The 21,312-nt window shown below is 66.1% G+C and carries 10 protein-coding genes (1 of these 10 only partly in view); 8 read left to right on the forward strand and 2 right to left on the reverse strand.

Annotation, left to right across the window (positions count from 1 at the left end):
• The 6 genes from F8S13_02360 to F8S13_02385 form a co-directional block, all read left to right on the forward strand.
• On the forward strand, positions 1–240 hold the 3' portion of the coding sequence (locus F8S13_02360; GenBank protein ID KAB8145941.1) for a hypothetical protein. Its footprint begins 294 nt before the window's first position; 240 of the gene's 534 nt are visible here — the last part of the coding sequence; its start codon lies off the left edge, out of view; its stop codon occupies positions 238–240.
• 862 nt (positions 241–1,102) lie between these two features.
• Positions 1,103–1,780 carry a response regulator transcription factor gene (locus F8S13_02365; protein ID KAB8145942.1) on the forward strand — a complete coding sequence of 226 codons (678 nt, stop codon included), beginning with the start codon at positions 1,103–1,105 and terminating at the stop codon, positions 1,778–1,780.
• A 66-nt stretch (positions 1,781–1,846) separates the two neighbouring features.
• Positions 1,847–3,214 (forward strand): HAMP domain-containing histidine kinase, encoded by a 1,368-nt coding sequence (locus tag F8S13_02370; protein KAB8146090.1) that lies wholly within the window; start codon positions 1,847–1,849, stop codon positions 3,212–3,214.
• A gap of 718 nt (positions 3,215–3,932) precedes the next feature.
• Positions 3,933–4,799, forward strand: a complete 867-nt coding sequence (locus tag F8S13_02375) for a hypothetical protein (GenBank protein KAB8145943.1) — start codon at positions 3,933–3,935, stop codon at positions 4,797–4,799.
• A complete protein-coding gene (locus tag F8S13_02380; protein KAB8145944.1) occupies positions 4,796–6,157 on the forward strand; it encodes a 4Fe-4S binding protein in 1,362 nt (453 codons plus the stop codon). Before F8S13_02375 ends, F8S13_02380 begins: the two co-directional genes overlap by 4 nt.
• Before the next feature lie 105 nt (positions 6,158–6,262).
• The gene (locus tag F8S13_02385; protein ID KAB8145945.1) at positions 6,263–7,261 is read left to right on the forward strand and encodes a hypothetical protein; all 999 of its coding nucleotides are present in this window, start codon (positions 6,263–6,265) and stop codon (positions 7,259–7,261) included.
• Positions 7,262–7,927: 666 nt separating this feature from the next.
• Here F8S13_02385 and F8S13_02390 read toward each other — a convergent pair.
• Together F8S13_02390 and F8S13_02395 are read right to left on the reverse strand one after the other, a co-directional pair.
• Positions 7,928–8,191, reverse strand: a complete 264-nt coding sequence (locus F8S13_02390) for a hypothetical protein (GenBank protein KAB8146091.1) — start codon at positions 8,189–8,191, stop codon at positions 7,928–7,930.
• A 153-nt stretch (positions 8,192–8,344) separates the two neighbouring features.
• A complete protein-coding gene (locus tag F8S13_02395; protein ID KAB8145946.1) occupies positions 8,345–11,548 on the reverse strand; it encodes a helix-turn-helix domain-containing protein in 3,204 nt (1,067 codons plus the stop codon).
• Positions 11,549–11,878: 330 nt separating this feature from the next.
• On the opposite strand from F8S13_02395, the gene F8S13_02400 reads away from it, so the two are divergent.
• The gene (locus tag F8S13_02400; GenBank protein KAB8145947.1) at positions 11,879–12,619 is read left to right on the forward strand and encodes a hypothetical protein; all 741 of its coding nucleotides are present in this window, start codon (positions 11,879–11,881) and stop codon (positions 12,617–12,619) included.
• 536 nt (positions 12,620–13,155) lie between these two features.
• On the forward strand, positions 13,156–20,967 hold the full coding sequence (locus F8S13_02405; protein KAB8145948.1) for a hypothetical protein: 7,812 nt from the start codon (positions 13,156–13,158) through the stop codon (positions 20,965–20,967).
• Positions 20,968–21,312: the final 345 nt, after the last annotated feature.

The raw sequence follows: 21,312 nt of genomic DNA on the forward strand, positions 1-21,312 counted from the left end.
AAAACCAACCTCGACCGGGTCAAAACCAACCTCGACCGGGTCAAAACCAACCTCGACCGGGTCAAAACCAACCTCGACCGGGTCAAAACCAACCTCGACCGGGTCAAAACCAACCTCGACCGGGTCAGGTTGACACTGGGCTTGTTTCCTATCAGCGACACTGATAGTTCTCGCAAGGTGGGTGGATGCCCTGCGCGGGCAGCGCCTAGGGGCCTGCCCTTACATGGGTCACTTTTTTGACGTGTTTCCCATAGGCGATGGCGGTCATTCTTGTTCGGTGGGTGGATGCCCTGCGCGGGCAGCGCCTAGGGGCCTGCCCCTAGGAACCCCGCGAGGGGGCGTGGCCCCCTTCGATCCCCCAATTTTGAGCGTTCCCGTGCTGATTGCAGGCGGCTAGCGTTCGTGCATATGGCCATCAAAACACCAGCGGCACCTTCGCCGCATGGGCCAGGTGGGTAGGGCATCGGCGATGAATCGAATTGCCATCATCACGCCCAATGCATGGGCCAGGTGGGTAGGGCATCGGCGATGAATCGAATTGCCATCATCGCCCCTACACCCGATGCGTGGCATTGTGGCATCGGGTGTAGGGGCGGGTCTCGTGCCCGCCCCATCGCAGGCCGCCGCAGGCATCGAATGCCAACCGATGAGCACGGCGCGTGGCGATGCGATCCGCACCGCGTTTCACCGCACGCATCGTAGGGATTTTCGATGATGCCGAAGAGAACGGCGCGGGCGGGCACCAGACCCACCCCTAGGTCCATGATTCCGTCGCTGGCACGGCTTTGCGGCGTTCCCGTGCTGATTGCAGGCGGCTAGCGTTCGTGCATATGGCCATCAAAACACCAGCGGCACCTTCGCCGCATGGGCCAGGTGGGTAGGGCATCGGCGATGAATCGAATTGCCATCATCACGCCCAATGCATGGGCCAGGTGGGTAGGGCTGGCCCGCCGCTATTCCTACATCTTTTGCCCTCTTGGTGTCTTGGTGTCTTGGTGGTGAATCGTTCTCACCTTCGCGTCTTCGCGTCTTCGTGGTATTCGTTTCTTGGATCTCTCGGCATGGTCTACAATGGGGCGCACATATGGGTATGGAGAACGATATGCAGCGCATTCTTGTGATAGATGACGACCCCGCCGTGACCAGCCTGCTGCGGCGCGGGCTATCCTACGAGGGCTACGCGGTGGAGACCGCCGCCAGCGGCGAGGCCGGGCTGGCCCTGGCCCGCACCACCCCGCCCGACCTGGTGGTGCTAGACCTGATGATGCCGGGGCTGCACGGGCTGGAGGTGCTGCGGCGGCTGCGGGCCGCCGACGAGGCCCAGCCGGTGCTGCTGCTGACCGCCCAGGATGCCCCCGCCGACCAGGTGGCCGGGCTGGAGGCCGGGGCCGATGACTATGTGGTCAAGCCCTTCAGCTTCGAGGTGCTGCTGGCCCGCGTGCGCGCGCTGCTGCGGCGGCGCGGCGCGGCCCCGCCGCCCACCCTGGCCGTCGCCGATCTGCGGCTGGAAACCGGCAGTCACGCCGTGAGCCGTGGCGGCAGGCCGATCGCGCTCACCAGCCTGGAGTTCAAGCTGCTGCACGAGTTCATGCTGCACCCCCGGCAGGTGCTGACCAAGGATGTGCTGCTCGACCGAGTGTGGGGCTACGACTTCGGCGGCAGCGCCAATGTGGTGGAGGTGTATGTGAAGCAGCTGCGGCAGAAGCTGGGCGCGGCGGGCGAGCCGCCGCTCATCCACACCATCCGGGGCGCAGGCTACGTGCTGCGCGAGGAGGGCTAGGTGTCGATCCGAGGCCGACTAGCGCTGTGGTACGGCGGGCTGCTGGCCGCCATCCTGCTGGCCGCCATGCTGCTCACCTATGCGCTGCACGTGCGCGGCCACTACGAGGAGCGCGACCAGCTGCTGCTGACCAGCGCGGCCCACGCCGCCAGCGAGACGGGCGGGCACGGCGCGGCGCTGCACTTGGGCACGGGCGCGGGCGGGCTGGAGGTGGCCCTGCGGCTCTACGACGCATCGGGCGAGCTGATCGAGGTGTCGCCGGGGGCGGGCGAGCCGCCGCCCACCGACCCGCGCGCGCTGCTGGCCGCGCCATCCGGCCCGGCCTTCGACTGGCTGGCCGGGCTGGCCCCCGCGCTCGCGCCCACCGACGCGGGCGAGGGATCGTTTGGTGTGGTGGTGGGCGAGCAGCGCTGGCGCACCTACGCGCTGCCGCTGCACGCCAGCGGCCACACCGACGCCTACCTAGTGGCTATGGCCCCGCTGGGGCGGCTGGACGCGTCGATGGCGAGCTTCCGCCTGATCCTGGCCGGGCTGGGCGGGCTGGGCCTGCTGGCCGCCGCCGCCGGGAGCTGGGCGATCGCGGCCCAGGCGCTGCGGCCCATCGACGCCATGGTGGCTACAGCCCGCACCATCACGCAGGCCCGCGACCTCTCGCACCGCATCCCCGAGCCGCCCGCCCGCGACGAGCTGCGCCGCCTGTCGCAGACCTTCAACGCCATGCTCACCAGCCTGGAGGAGGCCTCGCGCACCCAGCAGCGCTTCGTGGCCGACGCCTCGCACGAGCTGCGCGCCCCGCTGACGGCCATCCAGGGCAACCTGGAGCTGCTGCGGCGGCAGGCCGTGCCCCCCACCGAGCGCGACGAGGTGCTGGCCGAGGTCGAGCGCGAGGCCGCGCGGCTGGGGCGGCTGGTGTCCGACCTGCTGGCGCTGGCCCGCGCCGACGCCGGGCAGGGCATCCGGCACGGCCCGGTCGACCTGGACGCCCTGACGCTGGAGGCCTTCCACACCGCGCGGGCTATGGCGCGCGGGCAGCGGCTGGCGCTCGACCCCTTCGAGCCAGTGCAGGTGGCTGGCGACGCCGACCGGCTGCGCCAGCTGCTGCTCATCCTGCTGGACAACGCGCTGAAGTACACCCCGCCGGATGGCGCAGTCACCCTGGGGCTGCGCCAGCGCGGGGCGCACGCCGAGCTGAGCGTGCGCGACACCGGCCCCGGCATCGCCGACGAGGATCTGCCGCACGTGTTCGAGCGGTTCTACCGCGCCGACCCAGCGCGGGGGCGCGACCCCGGCGGCACCGGGCTGGGGCTGGCAATCGCCCGCTGGATCGTGGAGCAGCACGGCGGCACCATCGAGCTGCGCGGCGCGGCGGGGGGCGGCACGCTGGCGATGGTGCGGCTGCCGCTGGGCGAGGAGGAGATGTCTCAACCACGGTAGCGCCCCGGACGACCACGGTAGCGCCCCGGACGACCGCGGTAGCGCGCCAGACGACTGCGGTAGCGCCCCAGACGACCACGGTAGCGCCCCGGACGACCGCGGTAGCACCCCGGACGACCGCGGTAGCACCCCGGACGACCGCGGTAGCGCCCCGGACGACCACGGTAGCGCCCCGGACGACCACGGTAGCGCCCCGGACGACCGCTGTCATCTTACACCTTCGAGATGGCAGTGGTGTGGACGGTGGTGCGTGCCTTGCGCGGGGGCTACGCCCTCACATGGTGTCACTTTTTCGAGTGTCCCCATCATCGATGGCGGTAGTGGTTGTCGTGTGGGTGGATGCCCTGCGCGGGCGGCGCCTAGGGGCTAGCCCCTAGGAACCCCACGAGGGGGCTTCGCCCCCTTCGAACCCCCAATTTAAATCATTCCAATGCCGAATATTGGCGGCTGGTGTTCGTGCATATGGCCAGTATGCACGAGCAACACCTTCGCCGCATGGGCCAGGTGGGGGGGCTGGTCGCCTCTCTTTCCCAGATCTTTTGTCCCCTTGCTGTCTTGGTGGTGAATCGTTCTCCCCTTCGGGCCTTCGCCTCTTCACGGTATTCGTTCCCCACGTTCCCTCAAGCACGCATCAGCGCGCACTCAGCGGGGCCTCAGCTTAGGCCGCGATACTTTCCCCAGCCGCTGTTCGCGGCCCTTTTGGAGAAAGGATACGCCTGTGCGCCACCGAAGCCTCGCCGCCCTGGTCGCGGCGCTGCTGGTGCTGGCCCCCGCCGCCGCCCTTGCCGAGGGCGATGGCCCAGGGGAGCAGCGAACCAGCGATGGATATACCGTCACCCTGAGCGCCGATGGGCCTGCCCAGACCGGGCAGAACCGCATCACCGTGAGCATCCGCGACCCCCAGGGCGTGCCTGTGACCAGCGCGAGCGTCGAGCTGCGCCTGCTAGGCCACACCGCCGAGGAGCAAGGCCACAGCCACGGCGAGAGTGCCCAGCCCGAGGCCGAACACGCCGAGGAGGGGACAGCGCCCCACATGGCCACGCCCGACACCGGCCACGACGCCGATGGTGCGCACCCCCACGATGGCGACACAATGCCCCACATGGCCACGCCCGACACCGGCCACGACGCCGATGAGCAAGGCCATAGCCACGCCGAGGGGAGCGCGATGCCGGGGATAAATATGCCCGAAGACGAACAGAGCGAGGGCGGCGCAATGCCGGGGATGAACATGCCCGAGGATGGCCACGCCGAAGACAATCACGCCGAAGGCAATCACGCCAAAAACGCTATCGCCAGCGTGCCGATGCAGCCCAGCGGGCAGGGCTACCAGGCCCAGGTCGAATTTGCCGAGGCGGGCACGTGGGCCGTGGCTGTGGCATTCCGCGACAGCTTGGGCCAAGAGCGCGTGGTGGAGCTAAGCCTGGAGGTGGCCCAGCAGCGCCCGCGCGGCCTGGTGCTGGGTGGCTTCCTGGCCGTCAACCTATTGGCCATCGGCGGGGCCGCCGCCCTGCGCACGATCTCGCCGCCCAAGCCGCGCGGCAACGGACGCCGCACCCCAGCAGCCCAGGAGAAGCCAGCATGAGCACCCCGACACGCGGATACAATTTGCTTGACAACCGTCTGATCGCCTCATTTCTGCGCAGCCGCTGGTACCCCGCGATCTTCCAGTGGGTGACGAGCGCCGCCTTCGTGCTGATCATGTGGCAGCTGCTGGTCGGGCCGGACTCGGCGCACAGCAACGCGGGCACGGCGCTGACCTGGGTGCTGTGGTGGCCGGTCATCCCGATCATCTTTGTGCTGATGGGCCGCTTCTGGTGCGCGATCTGCCCGTTCGCCGCGCTGAGCGACGCGGTGCAGAAGCTGGTGGGCAACCACCGGCGCGCGCCAGAGTTTTTGAAGAAGTACGGCATCTGGATCATCGACGCGCTGTTCATCCTGATCACGTGGTCCGACCACGTGTGGGGCATCGTCGAGTCGCCGTGGGGGTCGGGCATCCTGCTGCTGCTGCTGACCACCGGCGTGGTGATCTCGGGGGCGTTCTTCGAGCGGCGGACGTGGTGCCGCTACCTGTGCTTCCTGGGCGGCCTCTCGGGCAACTACGCCCGCGTGGGTATGCTGGAGCTGCGGGCCAAGCCCGAGGTGTGCGCCACCTGCACATCCCGCGCCGCCTGCTTCAACGGCAGCGAGCAGGGCCGGGGCTGCCCGCTGTTCGAGTTCCCGCGCACCATGGATTCGAGCGCTAACTGCAACCTGTGCGCCTCATGCATCAAGGTCTGCCCGCACAACGCGATCACGCTGACGGTGCGCCCGCCGACCCGCGAGCTGTGGTTTATCCGCAAGCCCAAGCTGGAGGAGGCGTTTCTGGCCGTGGTGATCATGGGCATCGTGTTCATCCAGAACATCACCATGCTGGAGCTGTGGCAGGGCCTGCTGGCCTGGCTGGAGCGCAGCCTGGGGATCACCAGCTACCCGCTGATCTTCACGATCACCTTCGTGATCGCCATGGCCGCGCCGGTGGCGCTGATGGCGGGCGCGGCCATGCTGGCCAGCCGCGCGAACGGGGCCACGGCGGCGGCGAACTTCGCGCGCTTCGGCTACGCGATCATCCCGCTGGATGTGGCCGGGCACATCGCGCACAACCTGTTCCACCTGCTGGCCGAGGGCAAGGCGGTGCTGTTCACCACGCTGGCGCTGTTCGGGCAGCACGCGGGCGAGCAGCCCACCGCGCTGCTGGGCACCGCGCAGATCCAGCTGCTCCAGTACGCGCTGGTGGCGCTGGGCGTGGGCGGGTCGCTCTACGCCGCGCTGCGGATCGCCCGCAGCAGCCGCCGCGAGGGCCAGCGCACCTGGGCCAGCTTCGCGCCCTACGCCGCGCTGATCGTGCTGCTGGGCGCGATCAACATCTACCTGTTCATTCTGCCGATGGCCTCGCGGATGTAGCGCTGCGCGCCAGCGGCCTAGCCCATCCGGCGAAGGTGCGGCAACCAGCACACTGGCCATGATCCGCGCCGCAGCGGGCCAGCCCGCCAGCCGAGGCGGCCCGACATGTTCCCCTTGACTCTCCCCCTGGGGCAGGGCCTATGCTCTGCGCGAAGCGGGATGAGTGAAGGGGATCATATCATGATACCGATGGTGAGCTTCGCGGGGCGGATGAGCTACTGCCTGACGCGCAGCCTGAAGATGGTGCTGGGCCACCACGGGCTGGAGTACCCGACGCCCTGGCTGGAATGCGTGGGCGGGCAGGCCTTCGAGTTTGTGTATGTGCAGCGCGAGGGCGACCTGTTCGCCCTGATCGGCGACTACTACCACCTGGCTGGCGAGCGGATGCTGGGCACGCTGAACGTGGGCTACCGCTACACCAGCGCCGAGGATGACGCCAGCGCGCTGGATGCGCTGCGGCTGGCGCTGGAGCGCGGGCCGGTGGCGGCGGGCATGCTCGACATGGGCTACCTCAGCTACATCCCGCACCACCAAGCGCTGCGCGGCAGCGACCACGCGGTGGCCGTGCTGGGGCTGGATGGCGCGGGCGTGGTGCTGCACGACCCGGCGGGCTACGCGGCGGTGGCGCTGCCGCTGGCCGACTTCCTGGCGGCGTGGCGGCGCGATATTTACACCGGCAGGCCCTACGGCCTGTGGCAGGTGGATGCCATCGGCCCGCAGCCCAGCGAGGAGCAGACCTGGCACGAGGTGGTGGCGCAGGCGCGGGCGCGCCTGGCCCAGCCCGCCGTAGCCACGCCCGAGGCCACGGTGCACTACGGGCCTGCGGCCATGCGCGCGCTGGCCCACGACATCGCGGCCCACCCCGAGCGCGGTATCGAGGGGCTGCGCCACTTCTGCTGGCAGGTCTCGGCGCAGCGCTGCCTGGACAGCGCCTTCTTCGTGCGCCCAAGGCTGCCGCGCGCCGCCGATGTGCGCTGGCGGCAGTGCCAGATCTACGGGCGGCTGCAGCACGCCACGGCGGCCCAGCAGCGCGCGGCCCTGCCCGACCTGCTGGGCCAGCTGGCCGCGCACGAGGAGGAGTTCATCGCCGCGCTGGGGGGGTAGTGCTCACAGGGTGTCACTTTCTCGGGCGGGGCATTCGGATGCGGCACATGACGAGAGAACACCTGCCAGGCCATGCACCGCATGTGAGATCGAAACTCTCATCCACCCGGCCCATGCGGCGAAGGTGCCACTTGTGTTTTCATGGCCATATGCACGAACATCCGCCGCCAGGAAACGGCATGGGAACGCCTCAAATTGGGGGTTTCGAAGGGGGCCACGCCCCCTCGCGGGGTCCCTAGGGGCTGGCCCCTAGGCGCTGCCCGCGCAGGGCATCCACCCACCAACCACCTACCACCGCCATCGCTCATGGAACAAAGCCCAGCGCCGACGGGAAACGTGACGCCATGCGAGGATGCCTGCCCCTTCAACAGGTGTCTCTTTGTGCGGCGTCACGAGGCATCTCTAGTAACATGCGCGTTGCCGTCGGGTCGGGCAGGGTACGCCTTCGTGAAATAATGGGTGCTCTTGGATGGTGGTGCATGCCCTGCGCGGGCGGCGGCTAGGGGCCTGCCCCTAGCAACCCCGCGAGGGGGCGATGCCCCCTTCGATCCCCCAATTTTAAGCGTTCCCGTGCTGCAAACTGGCAGCTGATGTTCGTGCATATGGCCAGTTTGCACAAGCGGCACCTTCGCCGCATGGGCCGGGTGGGTGGGGTGGAGCGGGATGCTAGATGGTGGGCAACATGAGGGCAGTACTTGTTTGCTGCATTCGCGTGCAAACCCGACATGCCGTGGTGCAAGCCCGACATGCCGTGGTGCAAGCCCGACATGCCGTGGTGCAAGCCCGACATGCCGTGGTGCAAGCCTGACATGCCGTGGTGCAAGCCCGACATGCCGTGGTGCAAGCCTGACATGCCGTGGTGCAAGCCTGACATGCCGTGGTGCAAGCCTGACATGCCGTGGTGCAAGCCCAGCGGCCCCGCCCATCCAGCGAAGATGCTGCACATGATGGCTGGCCATAATCCGCACCGAAGCGGGAAGGCCCGAGCTAGGGCGGCGGCCTGGTTTTCTTCTAGAAAAAGCAGCCAGCGATATGCGCATATCGCATAGTCTATTTGAGCCTTTGCGCTACATTGCGCCGCGCCTAGCCGAACTGGCTGCGGTAGGCCTGGGGCGAGCAGCCGACGTGCTTGCGGAACATGCGCCCGAAGTAGCTGGCATCCTCGAAGCCGACCTGGGCGGCCACCTCGGAGATGCTGGAAGCCGAGCGCTCCAGCATGGCGCGGGCCTGGGCGATGCGGTAGCGGTTCAGGTACTCCCAGGGCGAGATGCCCAGCTCCTGCTGGAAGATGTGGGAGAGGTAGTTTTTGCTCACCCCTACCGCGTCGGCGATCTGCTGGCGGCTCAGGTCGCTGGCGTAGCGCTGCTGGATGTAGCCGACGGCGCGCTTGACCACCAGGCTGGTGGGGCGGGCCAGGTAGTCGCGCCCCGCTAGCTCGCCGCCCAGGGCCTGGGACAGCTCGTCGTCGCTGAGCAGGCCCTTGGTGTGGAAGGTCACGCGGGCGTGGTCGAGCCGCTGGATGTCGGCGCGGCTGAGCATATGTCCGCTGAGGATGATCACCGGGATCTGGCAGGTGCGCTCGCTGGCGCGGATGCGCTCAAGCACGGCAAAGCCATCGACATCGGGCATCATCAGGTCGAGCAGCACCAGGCTGGGCAGCTCGCCCGCTAGGAACTGCAGGGCGTGCTCGCCGCCCTCGACGCAGCGCACCGCCTGGCCGGGCAGAGCGCGAGCGATCAGGGCGGCGTAGTAGGCCCGCGTCTGGGCATCGTCGTCGACGATCAGGATGGGCCTGCCGCCCTCGGGGCGGTAGAGCGCGGCGATGGCCTCGGCCAGCGAGGCACCGCTGATCGGCTTGCTGATCACGCCGAGGGCGGCAGGCGCTGCCTCGTCGCCGCCGTAGAGCAGGAAGGGCAGCCGCGAGGCCTGCGGGCTGCGGCGCAGCTGCTCGATGATCTGCCAGTCGGCGGGCGCGGCGCGGGCCATGTCCCACGCGATGGCGGCGGGGCGCACCTGGGCCAGCGCCGCCGCCACATCCTGGCCCTCGCCCAGCTGGGCTAGCGCCAGCCCGCGTAGCTCGCAGAGCGCGGCCAGCGCGGCGGGCGGCGCGGCGCTGGAGAGCAGCAGCACGGCGGCGCAGTCGGGCTGGGGCGCGGCGGGCTGCCCCGAGAGGCTGGGCAGCGGCAGGGAGATGTGGAAGGTGCTGCCCTGGCCGGGCTGGCTCTCCAGCGTGATCGTGCCCTGGTGCAGCGCCACCAGCCGCCGCGTGATCGAGAGGCCCAGGCCGATGCCCTGGGGCCGCACGTCGTCGCGCGCGGCGGTGACGAACGGCTCGAAGATGCGCCCCTGCATGTCGCTGGCGATCCCCGCGCCGGTGTCGCGCACCCACAGGTGCAGGTGCGGCGGCGCAAGCTCGGCCCCCAGCGTGATCTGGCCGCGCTCGGTGAACTTCTGGGCATTGGAGAGCAGATTCAGCAGCACCTGGCGCAGCCGCAGCGGGTCGGCCTGGATGGCGGGCAGCGCAGGCGGCAGGTCAAGGTGGTACTCCACGCCAGCACCCTGGTGGCCGGTGGCGCTCTGGAACACCTCGGCCAGGAAGGCGCGGGTGTCCACCAGCTCGGGGAACAGGTCGAGCGCGCCGATCTCGGCCCGCGAGAGGTCGAGCAGGTCGTTGATCAGGCGGATGAGATGCTGGCCGCTGGCCGAGATGCGCTGGATATCGCGCAGCAGCTCGGGCGGCAGGTCGACGCCGTAGGGGTTCGGCGCGTCAAGCGCGGCCTGGCTGTAGCCCAGGATGACGTTGAGCGGGGCGCGCAGCTCGTGGCTGACGTTGGCCAGCAGCCGCGTCTTCAGCAGGTCGGCGCGCTCGGCGGCGGCGCGGGCGCGCAGGGCCTCGTCGTACAGCTCGGCGTTGCGCAGGGCCACGCCCAGCTGGTCGGCCAGCGACTGCAGGCCCGCCAGGGTCTGGCGCGACTCCTGGGTGATGCGGCGGCTGTGCAGGTCGATCAGGCCCAGCAGCCGCCCGCCGAAGCGGATGGGCAGCAGCACGCGCGAGCGGGTCTGCGGCCAGCTGGGGTCGGGCGCGAAGCGGTGGCTGTGGCGGGTGTCGGCGATGAAGATCGGCCTGCCCTGGCGCAGCGCCTCGGCGGGCAGCTCGCCGCCCACGGCATCCACGCGGGCCTCGGCCCCATCGGGCAGCGCGGCCACCAGGGTGCGCTCGCGCTCGCGCCAGTGGAACAGCAGGCACATGTCGTAGCCGTAGCTGGCGCGGATGATGTCGGCCAGCTCGTGCGAGAGCTGGCGCGGGTCGAGGATGCTGCCGATGCGCTGGCTGATCGCCAGGCTGGCCTGGAGCTGGGCCAGCTGCTGGGTGTCCTTCTGATGGTTCACGCCCACCAGCCTATCCGGCAGCGAGGCGATCTCGGTCAGCTTGTGCAGGCCCACCTCGGCCACATTGTCGAGCGTCACCAGGCGTGGGTTATAGTCAAGATGGGGAGGAAGCTGCTCGCCCCTGGCGGCGCGGCAGGCCGCATCCACCGCCTGCGCGCCCAGGTCGGCGGCGGAGGTCTCGACCGTGGCGACCAGGCTGCCCTCGGCCACCGCGCTGAGCGCCGCCGGGTCGCCGTTGATGCCAGCGATCGGCGGGCGGGGCAGGCCCAGCTCGCGCAGGGCGTCGCGCGCGGCCAGCGCCAGCGAGTCCGACAGGCCGATGATGGCGTGCGCAGGGGCGCGCATGTCGCGCAGGGCGGGCACGATCTGGCCGTAGGCTCGGCTGTAGCGCCAGGCGCTGGGGATGTGGGTCAGGCGCGCGCGCGGGTAACTGGCCACCAGATCCTGCAGGCCGCTGAGGCGGCTGCGGCCATCCTCGCCGTGCTGGGCCAGGCCGCCGCCCACCGCCACCACATGCCCGGCGTAGCCCACCAGGCCCAGCATATGCGCGCCGATCATCTGGCCGATCTCGTAGAAGCCGCGCGGCGAGACGCACAGCGGGTGGCGCACGTCGGTCTCGGTCAGGTGGATGACGGGGATGCCGTAGCTGACGATGCGCAGGGCCAGCGCGTCGGGCATGTAGGCGCAGATCAGCGCGTCCAGATCCTGGGCCAGCAGCTCCTCTAGCAGCTCCTCGTGCTCCTCGTCGCGGATGCGGGACGAGTGGCCGATGTCGATGGGGATGAGCTGGGCCTGGGCCTGCGCGGCGCGCTGATAGACCGCCTCGCGCACCTGCACCCAGTAGGGATCCGCCGTCCCGATGCGCGCGCCAATTCGCAGCATGTGTGTCACAGCCACCTCCCACGCTCCTGCACCGCCGCAGTGGCAACAATGCCTATAGTTTGCGCCAAAAAGTATTGTTTTGTCAGCGCTATGATAGTACAGGTTGGGGCAAAAGCAAAGGGGCGGGGGAAGACCGATTTACCACGAAGACGCGAAGGCTCCAAGGGAGCGAAAGAACCATTGGAGAGAAAAGAGATTATTAGGAAAGCGCTGGGATAATCGTGTCGTTCACTCCTTCAAATCTTTATTCCCTTGGCGCCCTGGAGTCTTGGTGGTAAAAAATCTGCGGCCCTGCCGAGCTATGGTACAATGCCCGCGCGAACATCCGCCACACCCCGAGGCCCTATGAAGCAGCAGATCGCTCGACTCCTCACCCGCCAGAACCTCATGATCCTCGGCTTCTTCCCGATCGTCATCTTCGCGCTGGGCATGGACTCGCGCTATGTGCTAGAGCGCGGCGTGGCCGGGCAGATCTACAGCAACCTGGCCGCGCCCTTCTACATGCTGCTGGTGCTGTTCGCGCTGCGCCCCGAGCAGCGGCTGATGGCCGTGGTGTTCGTGCCCTTCTCGGCCCTGGGCGAGTACATCTTCAGCCTCGTGTTCCAGCTCTACCGCTACACCGCGGGCGAGGTGCCCTTCTACGTGCCCTTTGGCCACGCCATCCTGTTCAGCACCGGCCTGCTGATCGCCGACACGCCGCTGGTGCGCCGCCACGAGCAGGCCGTGAAGCGCGGGCTGCTGGCCTTCCACGGCGGGCTGTTCGCCGTGGCGCTGCTGGCCTGGGGCGACACGCTGAGCGCGCTGTTCGGGCTGGTGTTCCTGGCCCTGATGCGGCGCAAGGGCGCGCGCCCGCTCTACCTGATCATGGGCGTGCTGGTGCTCTACATCGAGGTGGTGGGCACCCAGCTGGGCTGCTGGGCCTGGGCCGCCAACCCATGGGGCGCGCTGCACACCACCAACCCGCCAGTGGGCGCGTTCGTGTGCTACGTGATCGCCGATGTGCTGGTGATCAAGATCGCGCGGCGGCTGGCGGGCGCGTGGGCCAGGCTGCGGCCCGCCGTGGCGCGAGCCGGGGGCGAGGTGTAAGCGAGCTGACAGCATCGATCTGGTGCATGTCCGCCGACAGCATACGCAAGTGGCCCGATACAGGGGCGGTGTGCAGCTGCGTCTGTCCTCGACCCTCTTGGCCGCCACACTGCTTGGAACATCCCCTTAGCAACTCACGGATTTGGATCGCGGGAGACATCACCTCAGCAAAGCATAGCGCTTTGACGACCCCAAGATTGTGTTAGGTCGAGAAGATGGCGTCCTCTATTACTAGTTGTATTTCCTAGATAGTTTGAGATTTTTTCTCTCCTCTGCCATACCTTCGGTCAAAATTTTTTAATAATTACGCCTACTCATAACATTTGAATGCATTCAAAATATACCTTCTGCTCTCTCATATAATCTTCATATATAGATAGTGGTTAAAAAACTCTTTATATAATAATACCTAACGAAAGAAAACCCGTTGATTGACGAAACGCATTGCTATGATTAAAATGCAGTCCTCTTTTTGGAATTCTTAACGTTCCACCCTTGGAACGAGCATGTATTCCCTTAACATTTCATGAGGATGTATGTTCTCCCACCCCCAGCTCGCGCGGCTAATCGCGCGGCTCGTTACGGCCTCGCTGCTGCTTGGCAGCGTCCCGGCCCACGCCGCGCCCAGCACACCATATCCCATCACACCCATCCAGTCGCCCATCCTCAATACCCCTTGGGCGCCCGCACCTCCGGTGGCTGCGCGTCCCGCCATCCAGGGCGCGCCTGCGCTTACCCTGCCCGCGCTGACCACCACCATCGCCACATCCAGCCAAGTGGTCACGCAAGGTGAAACAATCACCGTGACCGTCACGGTAGAAAATACCGCCACTGTCGCTGGCTCCAATATCGCCACGGCGCTGACGCTGCCGAGCGGCGTGACCGTGCTGGATGCGCCCGGTGGCCAGATCGCCACTGGCCAGATCAACTGGCTCACACCCCAGCTCGCCGGCCAGGCTAGCACCAGCTACACCGCCCAGCTCGCCGTCAGCGGTGCACTTCCCGATGACGCGCTGTTGCTACGCGCCGCCACCACCGCCACCGGCGTGGTCAACGCCGCCACCGCCATGGGCGGCGCGGTGCTCGACCCCACCGTGGCACTGCCCAAGGCCACGGTCTCCAGCAGCCGCGCCGCCGTGGTGAGCGCGCCCGCCGCCCGCCTGCGCGTGGATGTGCCCGCCCAGGCGCTGCCAGACGCCACGGTGGTCGTCACCGACGCCACGCTCACCCAAAGCGCCACAGCCGACACCACCGTCAACGGTCGCCAGAGCTTTGGCCGCTTCACCTTCAGCATCGGCGGCAGCGCCACGCCGCGGGCGCTCACCAGCCCGGCGACGATCTCGCTGCGCTACACCGATGCCCAGCTGGCCGCGCTCCAGCTGCGTGAGAGTGATATCGCGCTCTTCCACTACGATACGGCAACGGATTCCTGGCAGGCGCTCAGCACCAGCCTGAACGCAGAGACGCAGACGCTGAGCGCGCAGGCCGATGAGACCGGCACCTTCGCCTTTGCCAACAGCACCTCGCCGTCGGCAGCCTACGTGCCCTCGCTCAAGAGCTTCCAGACCAGCCTCTACACCGGCGCGGCCTCGTACTCCTACCCCATCGAGCTGCCCGCCGGGCCGGGCGGCCTCAAGCCCGCCGTCAGCCTCTCCTACTCCAGCGCCGCGACCGACGGCCCCGGCGGCAACCGCGCCAAAGCCCAGGCGGGCTGGGTCGGCAAGGGCTGGAGCCTGAGCGCCGACGGCTCGATCTCGCGCAACAAGAGCCTCAGCTCCTCGCCTGGCCAGTGGGATCACTTCTCGGTGGTCTTCGCCGGGCAGTCGTTCGATATTGTGCGCGGCGAACTGATCGCGCCGAACACCGACTATGGCAACACCGCCGCGCTAGACCAGTGGACATGGCACGCCACCGACGAGAACTTCTCGCGCGTGCGGGCAGTCTACACCGGCAGCACCACCTACAGCGCCACCGACCCCGATGGCACGCCCATCCAGACCAGCTACCCGAACTACAGCTGGTATGTGTGGACGAAGGATGGCACCCGCTACGAGTTCGCCCAGGCGCTCTGGAACAGCGATGACCAGCAGACCTACCAGGCCTACAAGTGGCAGCTCACCAAGGTTGTCGATACGCACGGCAATGCGATTGTCTACCACTACAAGACCGACGCAGACAACCTGAACATTGGGCGCTATGTTTTGCCGATGCAGTACGCCAGCGTGCTCGATCAGATCATCTGGGGCTTCGACGGCGCGACGCCTGGCACCGGTACCGCGCGCTACACGCTGGATTTCACCTCATCTGACCGCAGCCCGCTCGGCGTGGATACCAAATGGGAGTTCCCGAGAACTTCCGATACTGACCGACGCTGGGAAACTGCCACCATCCACGAGGTGTACAAGCTGGATGCGATCACGCTCTCAACCCGCGCGTCGGGGACAAGCAGCGCGACGCCGATCATGCAGTACCGCCTGCGCTACGCCGCGCCGAGCACCACCACGGCCCGCCAGCCCGAGGCCGATGTGAGCGTCTACAGCGACGTGCGCGACTCGGATGGGCCGCAGGCCACGCTGACCCTGGCGGGCATCCGCAAGGTCGGGCGCGACGAGATCGCGAGCAACGCCAGCACGTTCCAGCTGCCCGAGATGACCTTCCGCTACGGCCAGCCCTACGGCCCCAACCTCGGTCCGGTGCCTGGGGCCAACCGCCTGCGCTCGGTTGACACCGGACAGGGCGGCAAGATCACCTTCAGCTACGAGCCGGTGTGGACCGAGGAGACCTACCGCAGCTACCCCGGCTACACCGCCACGCAGCAGCAGAATGACTCCAGCGCGCTGTACCTCAACTACCACCGCGTCAGCTCCATCCTGCGCGAGTACACCAGCAACCAGCCCTACCCCAAGTTTTCGCTGAGCACCTACAGCTATACGCAGCCCGCCATCAACGATATCCAGGTGGCCGCCACCGTGGCGTTTGCCACCTACGCCCCTAGCGGCAATGGCAACGTGGACACGCTGGCACAGGGCGAGAAGCGCGAGTTCCGCGGCCACGCCCAGGTTACCGAGCGCACCTACGACGGCGCAACGGCGGACGCGGGCGCGTTGATGCAGACCGTGAACCACTGGTTCTACCAGGGGTCATCCAGCGGCGACGCGACCGCCGACCCGATGGGCCGCTGCGGCCCGGTGCGGCAGAATGGGCTGATCGATGAGACCTCGGCCTGCTTCCAGAACATGGTCCGCTACGAGACCTGGAAGGGGCGCGAGTACAAGACCGAGGTGCCGTCCGATGGTTTGATCAAGCGCACCGAGCACACCTTCGCCCGTGAGGAACTGTCCTTCTTCGGCAGCGACGCCTCGGTCGCCAACGCCGCAAACCTGAGCAACAACTACCGCCGCGCAGGTCTCTGGCGCGCCTTCTCCTACGAGAGCGCCACCACCGAGTCGACGTTCACCACAGGCAGCAGCCCGCTGACTCAGAGCAAGACCACAGAGTATGTCTACGATCCAACCCTGCAAGATGGCGGTGCGCAATATGGCAATGTCACCAAGACCATTGAGTCAGTCAATGGTGCGCGTGTTCGCACTACGCAGCAGTGGTATGCGACCTATGTCACCGACAGCAGCTACATTGTGGATCGCTCCTGGCAGACCTTAATCCTGGACCCGCAAAACAACTGGCTGGCGCTGACCGATACGTTCTACGACAATGTCACCTCGCCTTTTGCACTCCAAGGCCGCGGCGAAGTGCAGCGCACAACCAAGGTGCTTCTGGCTCCAGGGGCCTCCAACGCAAATCCGCCTATCGGCCATGTGCCTGCGACGGATACGATCATCACCTACGATGCCTATGGCAATCAGACCAGCGCCACATCCTATAGCGACTATGGCTGGCGGCAGTACGATCTGACCACCAAGGTGCACACCTTCAACACCCGGGCCTACCCGCCAACTGAGGCGACCGCCCGCACAACAACGACCACCTACGACAGCGCCTTCCACACCTTCCCGACCAGCATGACCAGCCCGAGCGTGGGCGGGGCGGCCCCGCTGATCACCCAGGCGGTCTACGACTATGGCATGGGCACGCTGCTGGGCGTGGCCAGCCCCGATGGCACCGCCGCCGACCTGGCGCGCTGCGCCACCGGCGTGAGCAGCCCGATCACCAGCGCGGTGACATGCGCCCGCTACGACCAGTTTGGCCGCATGATCGCCCTGATCAAGCCGGGTGACACTGCGTCGCAGCCGACCGAGGCGCTGGAGTACCACGACCAGGAGATCCCCTTCCGCTACACGCGCATCCAGCGCGCGGGCACCGACACCCGCATCAGCCACCAGTACTACGATGGCGCGGGCAACCTCATTCAGACCAAGCAGGAGAGCGATAACCCCGCGACCGCAGGCATCGACAGCGTGGTGGTAGACAAGCTCTACGACGGCCTGGGCCGTGCGACGCGCGAGTACCAGCCCTACTATGTGGCGGGTGTGGACAGCACCTACAGCACGCTGCGCGGCTCGCAGCCCTACTCGACGACCACCACCTTTGACTCGCTCGGTCGGACAACCCAGGTGGCCTCACCCTCAGGGACCACAGCCTATCACTATGATCTCTACACCGATGCACATGGGAATGTGCTGAACTATGCTGATACCATTGATGCGAATCGGCACCGCAGCACGCAGTTCTATGATGCATCTGGGCGGCTGATGCAGGTCAACGAGATTGTTGGCAACTGCGCCAACACACAGTACTGGAACAACGCCTACACCTGCGCTTCCACCAGCAATCCCTCGCCGTGGGTGGTCAACGCCACCACCACCTACAGCTACGACGCGCTCGACCAGCTGATCGGCGTGCTGGACGCGCAGGGCAACGCCACCAGCATCCAGTACGACACGCTGGGCCACAAGACCGCGATGAGCGACCCCGACATGGGCGTGTGGTCCTACGCCTACAATGCCACCGGGACGCTTGAGCATCAGACCGACGCCAAGGGCCAGATCACCTGCCTCTACTACGATGAGCAGGACCGCCTGCGCGGCAAGAGCGATGTGGCCAGCCTGCCCTGCCCCAGCGCGCCGACCAGCGTGCGCTACGCCTACGACACCGATCTGGATGGCGACGCCGTGGCCTTCGGCAAGGGCCAGCGCCTCTCGATGGAGACCATCGGCGGCGAGCGGACCGACTGGCAGTACGACGCGCGCGGGCGCAAGACCGGCGCGACCCACACCATTGACGGGCAGACCACCAGCTTCGGCTGGGCCTACGACAGCGGCGACCGGCTGACAAACATCACCTACCCCTCGGTGAATGGCGCGGCCCCCGAGGTGGTGACCTACGGCTACGATGCGGGCTGGCGTCCCATCAGCCTCCAGTCGAACCGCAGCGGCGCGCAGCCCTACGTGGCCAGCACGCAGTACACCGCTGCCGATGCGACCGACCAGTGGACGCTGGGCAACGGTCTGACCCAGGACTGGAGCTACGACCCCGCGACGCTGCGCCTCACCCATGTGCAGGTAGGCACCAGCGGCATCCTCGACCGCAGCTACACCTACGACGCCGTTGGGAACATCACGACCATCCACGACGGCGTGGCGAATGAGACCCAGGGCTTCGGCTACGACGACCGCGACCGCCTCATCTGCGCCTCGACGATCAACCCCACGCGCTGCACGACGCCCCAGGTGGCCTTTGGCCTGCGGAGCGCCACGCCATCGTCGCCCCAGCTGGCGGCGGTCGGGAAGCTGGCGCAGCGCGTCGGCGCAGCCGAGCGCACCAGCTCGATCCGCGAGCGCATCGGCGCAGCCGAGATCGCGATCCTGACCCGCCGCGATGAGGCCGGGGCGCAATTTGGGCAGCAGGATGCGGCATCTGTGGAAAATGCACAGCAGGAGAGCGCCCGAAACACCGCAGTCGAGCGCGCCATCCAGCCAGCCACCGCGCAGCGCTCGAACTACTGGAACTACAGCCCCGAGTCGCCCTACACCCAGATCAGCACGGGCACGCTGAGCAGCATCGCGCGCTATCAGACTGGCCCCTGCGCCTACAGCGGCGGCGCACCGTGCCGCTTCGACACGCGCACGTTCTTCACCATGTCGAATGGACAGGTGGTCGAGAGCATCACCGCCTACGGCCGTATCTGGAACTATGACGCCAATACGCTCGCCGCATGGGGAAGCGATAACGGCAAGCTGCTGACCAACATCGCCCGCTTCCAGCAGGCCAACGGCGGCCCCTGCGCCGCAGGCCAGACCTGCGTGCTCGATACGCGCATGTTCTTCCTGACCTCAACTGGCCAGCGTGTCGAGAGCATCACCGCCTATGGCAAGGGCTACAATTATTATGTCGACACAGGCGCTGCCTATGGCACCCTTGGGTTCAGCCTAAGCTCGGTGGCGCGCTACTATAGCAGCGCCAACGGCTCGCCAAACGACCCATGCGAGTTCGCAGCCAGTGCGGCAAGCTGCGTGTTCGACTCCCGCGCGCTCTACATCAGCCCCAGCGGGCAGCGTGTTGAGACTATCACCGCCTACGGCCGCATCTGGAACTTCGATGCCGACACGGGCGCGGTCCTCACCAACTGGATCGCCAATGGCACCGATCTGACCACGATTGACCGCTACCGCACCGGCCCATGCCAGGGCATGGCCGCCTACACCTGCAAGCTCGACTCGCGAACCTTCTACACCAACAGCAGCGGGACGCGCTTCGAGTCGATCTACGAGTCGAACATCTATACGCTGCCCACAGCTACGCCGACCAACACGCCGACGCGCACGCCCACGGCCACGCCGACGCGCACGCCCACGGCCACGCCGATAACCCCGACCAAGACCAACACGCCGACGCCGACGCGCACGCCCACGGCCACGCCGGTGCCGCCGACCAAGACCAACACGCCCACGGCCACCAGCACGGCCACGCCCACAGCCACCAGCACGCCGTCGCCCACGGCCACGCCGCAGCCCGCCAGCGGCTACGATGAGAACTACACCTACGACCTGATCGGCAACATTCTGACCAAGGCCGGGGTGGCCTACAGCTACGGTGCCCAGTCCGCCGACTGCCCGGATGGCGCGCTGGCCCGCCCGCACGCCGTGACCCAGGCCGGAACCACCAGCTACTGCTACGACCGCAACGGCAATGTCGTGCGCGATGCCACCCGCACCTACACATGGGATGGCGAGAACCGCCCGAGCGCCATCCAGTACCGCAGCGGCCAGAGCCAGACCTACCACGAGACCTACAGCTACGACGCCGACGGCGCGCGCGTGCGCGTCCAGACGCCCGAGGTGAACGCCACCACCTGGTACGCCGAGGGCATCTGGGAGAAGACCGACACTAATGTGGTGAAGACATACTACATCTTTGGAACAAAGGTGGTGGCTATGCGCACCAGCCAGCCCGGCCAAAGCGAGCAGGTCACCTACCTGCACGGCGACCACCTCGGCTCGATTAGCGTCGCCACCAATGCGGCGGGCGCGGTGACCAGCCAGCAGCAGTTCGACCCGTGGGGCAAGCTGCGCGCGGGCGATGTGCCCGAGACCAGCATCGACTACACCGGCCAGCGGCGCGACGCCACCGGGCTGCTGTACTACAACGCCCGCTACTACGACCCCGCCCTCGGGCGCTTCCTGAGCGCCGATACGGTGGTGCCAGGGAACGCCTCCGGCGGCATGGACGGTGTGGCGCTGAAGCCGCTGACCGTGAGCTTTGCGGAGCCGGGCTTCCTGAGCAAACTTAACCAGGAGAATCAGCTTGCCCCGTGGTTCCAGCTCAGCGATCAGCAGAAGCAGCAGTTTGGCCGCCCGTGGGGGCCGGCCAACCCGCAGAGCCTCAACCGCTACAGCTATGTGATGAATAGCCCTGTGAAGTGGACCGATCCGAACGGACATTCTCGTGACTGTATAAAACCAGGTGACACAGCTTGTGGTGTTGTCATTAATTCAAGTTCACAAGAAGTGTTAATCCACGGTGACAGAAAGCGGATTGAGGATCCTTCGTGTGCTAGTTCTTCAGAAGAAAGGTGTTTTGAGGAGGTGACAATGGTATTAGGCCCAGGACAATCATCGTCTGATCTCGGGTATGTTGATACAGATTTCGTTCGAGCGGTTGATGATCAACATCCTATTGCTGGGTTTGATACAAAGCAGTATTATAAAATAAAAAACCATAGTACAGTAACAATCAATGATGATACAAGAGGAGGATTAGTTCTTATCACCGAGGCTACGATAATGGGAAGGTTTCTTCAATGGCTCGATACAACGGTGAGAGGACATGATGCTGAAGGATGGTATCCACTTGGCCATGATGCTATTAATTGGACACCATATAACCCCTAATATATATCTAGCACACTGCTTTCTGTCAGTCAGAAAGCAGTGTGCTAGATATATCATTTAATTGATTTATAGGAGTAATTATGAATAAAAAACACAATACCACCATAATATTAAAGGGTATTTCATACGGTATAATTTCAGGAACATTTATATACTACTTTCTGGAAGGATGTATAATCAATTTTGATAAATTGAATGAAATGCAGGCTCCTCTATTTTTATTCTTAGGGATAGCATTATTTATATATTCTCTTATTTTAAAAGGTAGGGCAAGGTTTGTATGTCTATTTATCAGCTTTCTTTTATTAGTTTTTTTCTTCGGTAGTATAGCACGAATGCTATATT

This window comes from Chloroflexia bacterium SDU3-3 (assembly GCA_009268125.1).
Classification (GTDB): domain Bacteria; phylum Chloroflexota; class Chloroflexia; order Chloroflexales; family Roseiflexaceae; genus SDU3-3.

Excerpts from the sequence above, each read along its gene's own strand:
- F8S13_02385 (KAB8145945.1), top strand. The coding sequence starts at position 6,263 with ATGTTCCCCTTGACTCTCCCCCTGGGGCAGGGCCTATGCTCTGCGCGA.
- F8S13_02405 (KAB8145948.1), top strand. The coding sequence starts at position 13,156 with ATGTTCTCCCACCCCCAGCTCGCGCGGCTAATCGCGCGGCTCGTTACG.
- F8S13_02380 (KAB8145944.1), top strand. The coding sequence starts at position 4,796 with ATGAGCACCCCGACACGCGGATACAATTTGCTTGACAACCGTCTGATC.
- F8S13_02400 (KAB8145947.1), top strand. The coding sequence starts at position 11,879 with ATGAAGCAGCAGATCGCTCGACTCCTCACCCGCCAGAACCTCATGATC.
- F8S13_02365 (KAB8145942.1), top strand. The coding sequence starts at position 1,103 with ATGCAGCGCATTCTTGTGATAGATGACGACCCCGCCGTGACCAGCCTG.
- F8S13_02370 (KAB8146090.1), top strand. The coding sequence starts at position 1,847 with ATGCTGCTCACCTATGCGCTGCACGTGCGCGGCCACTACGAGGAGCGC.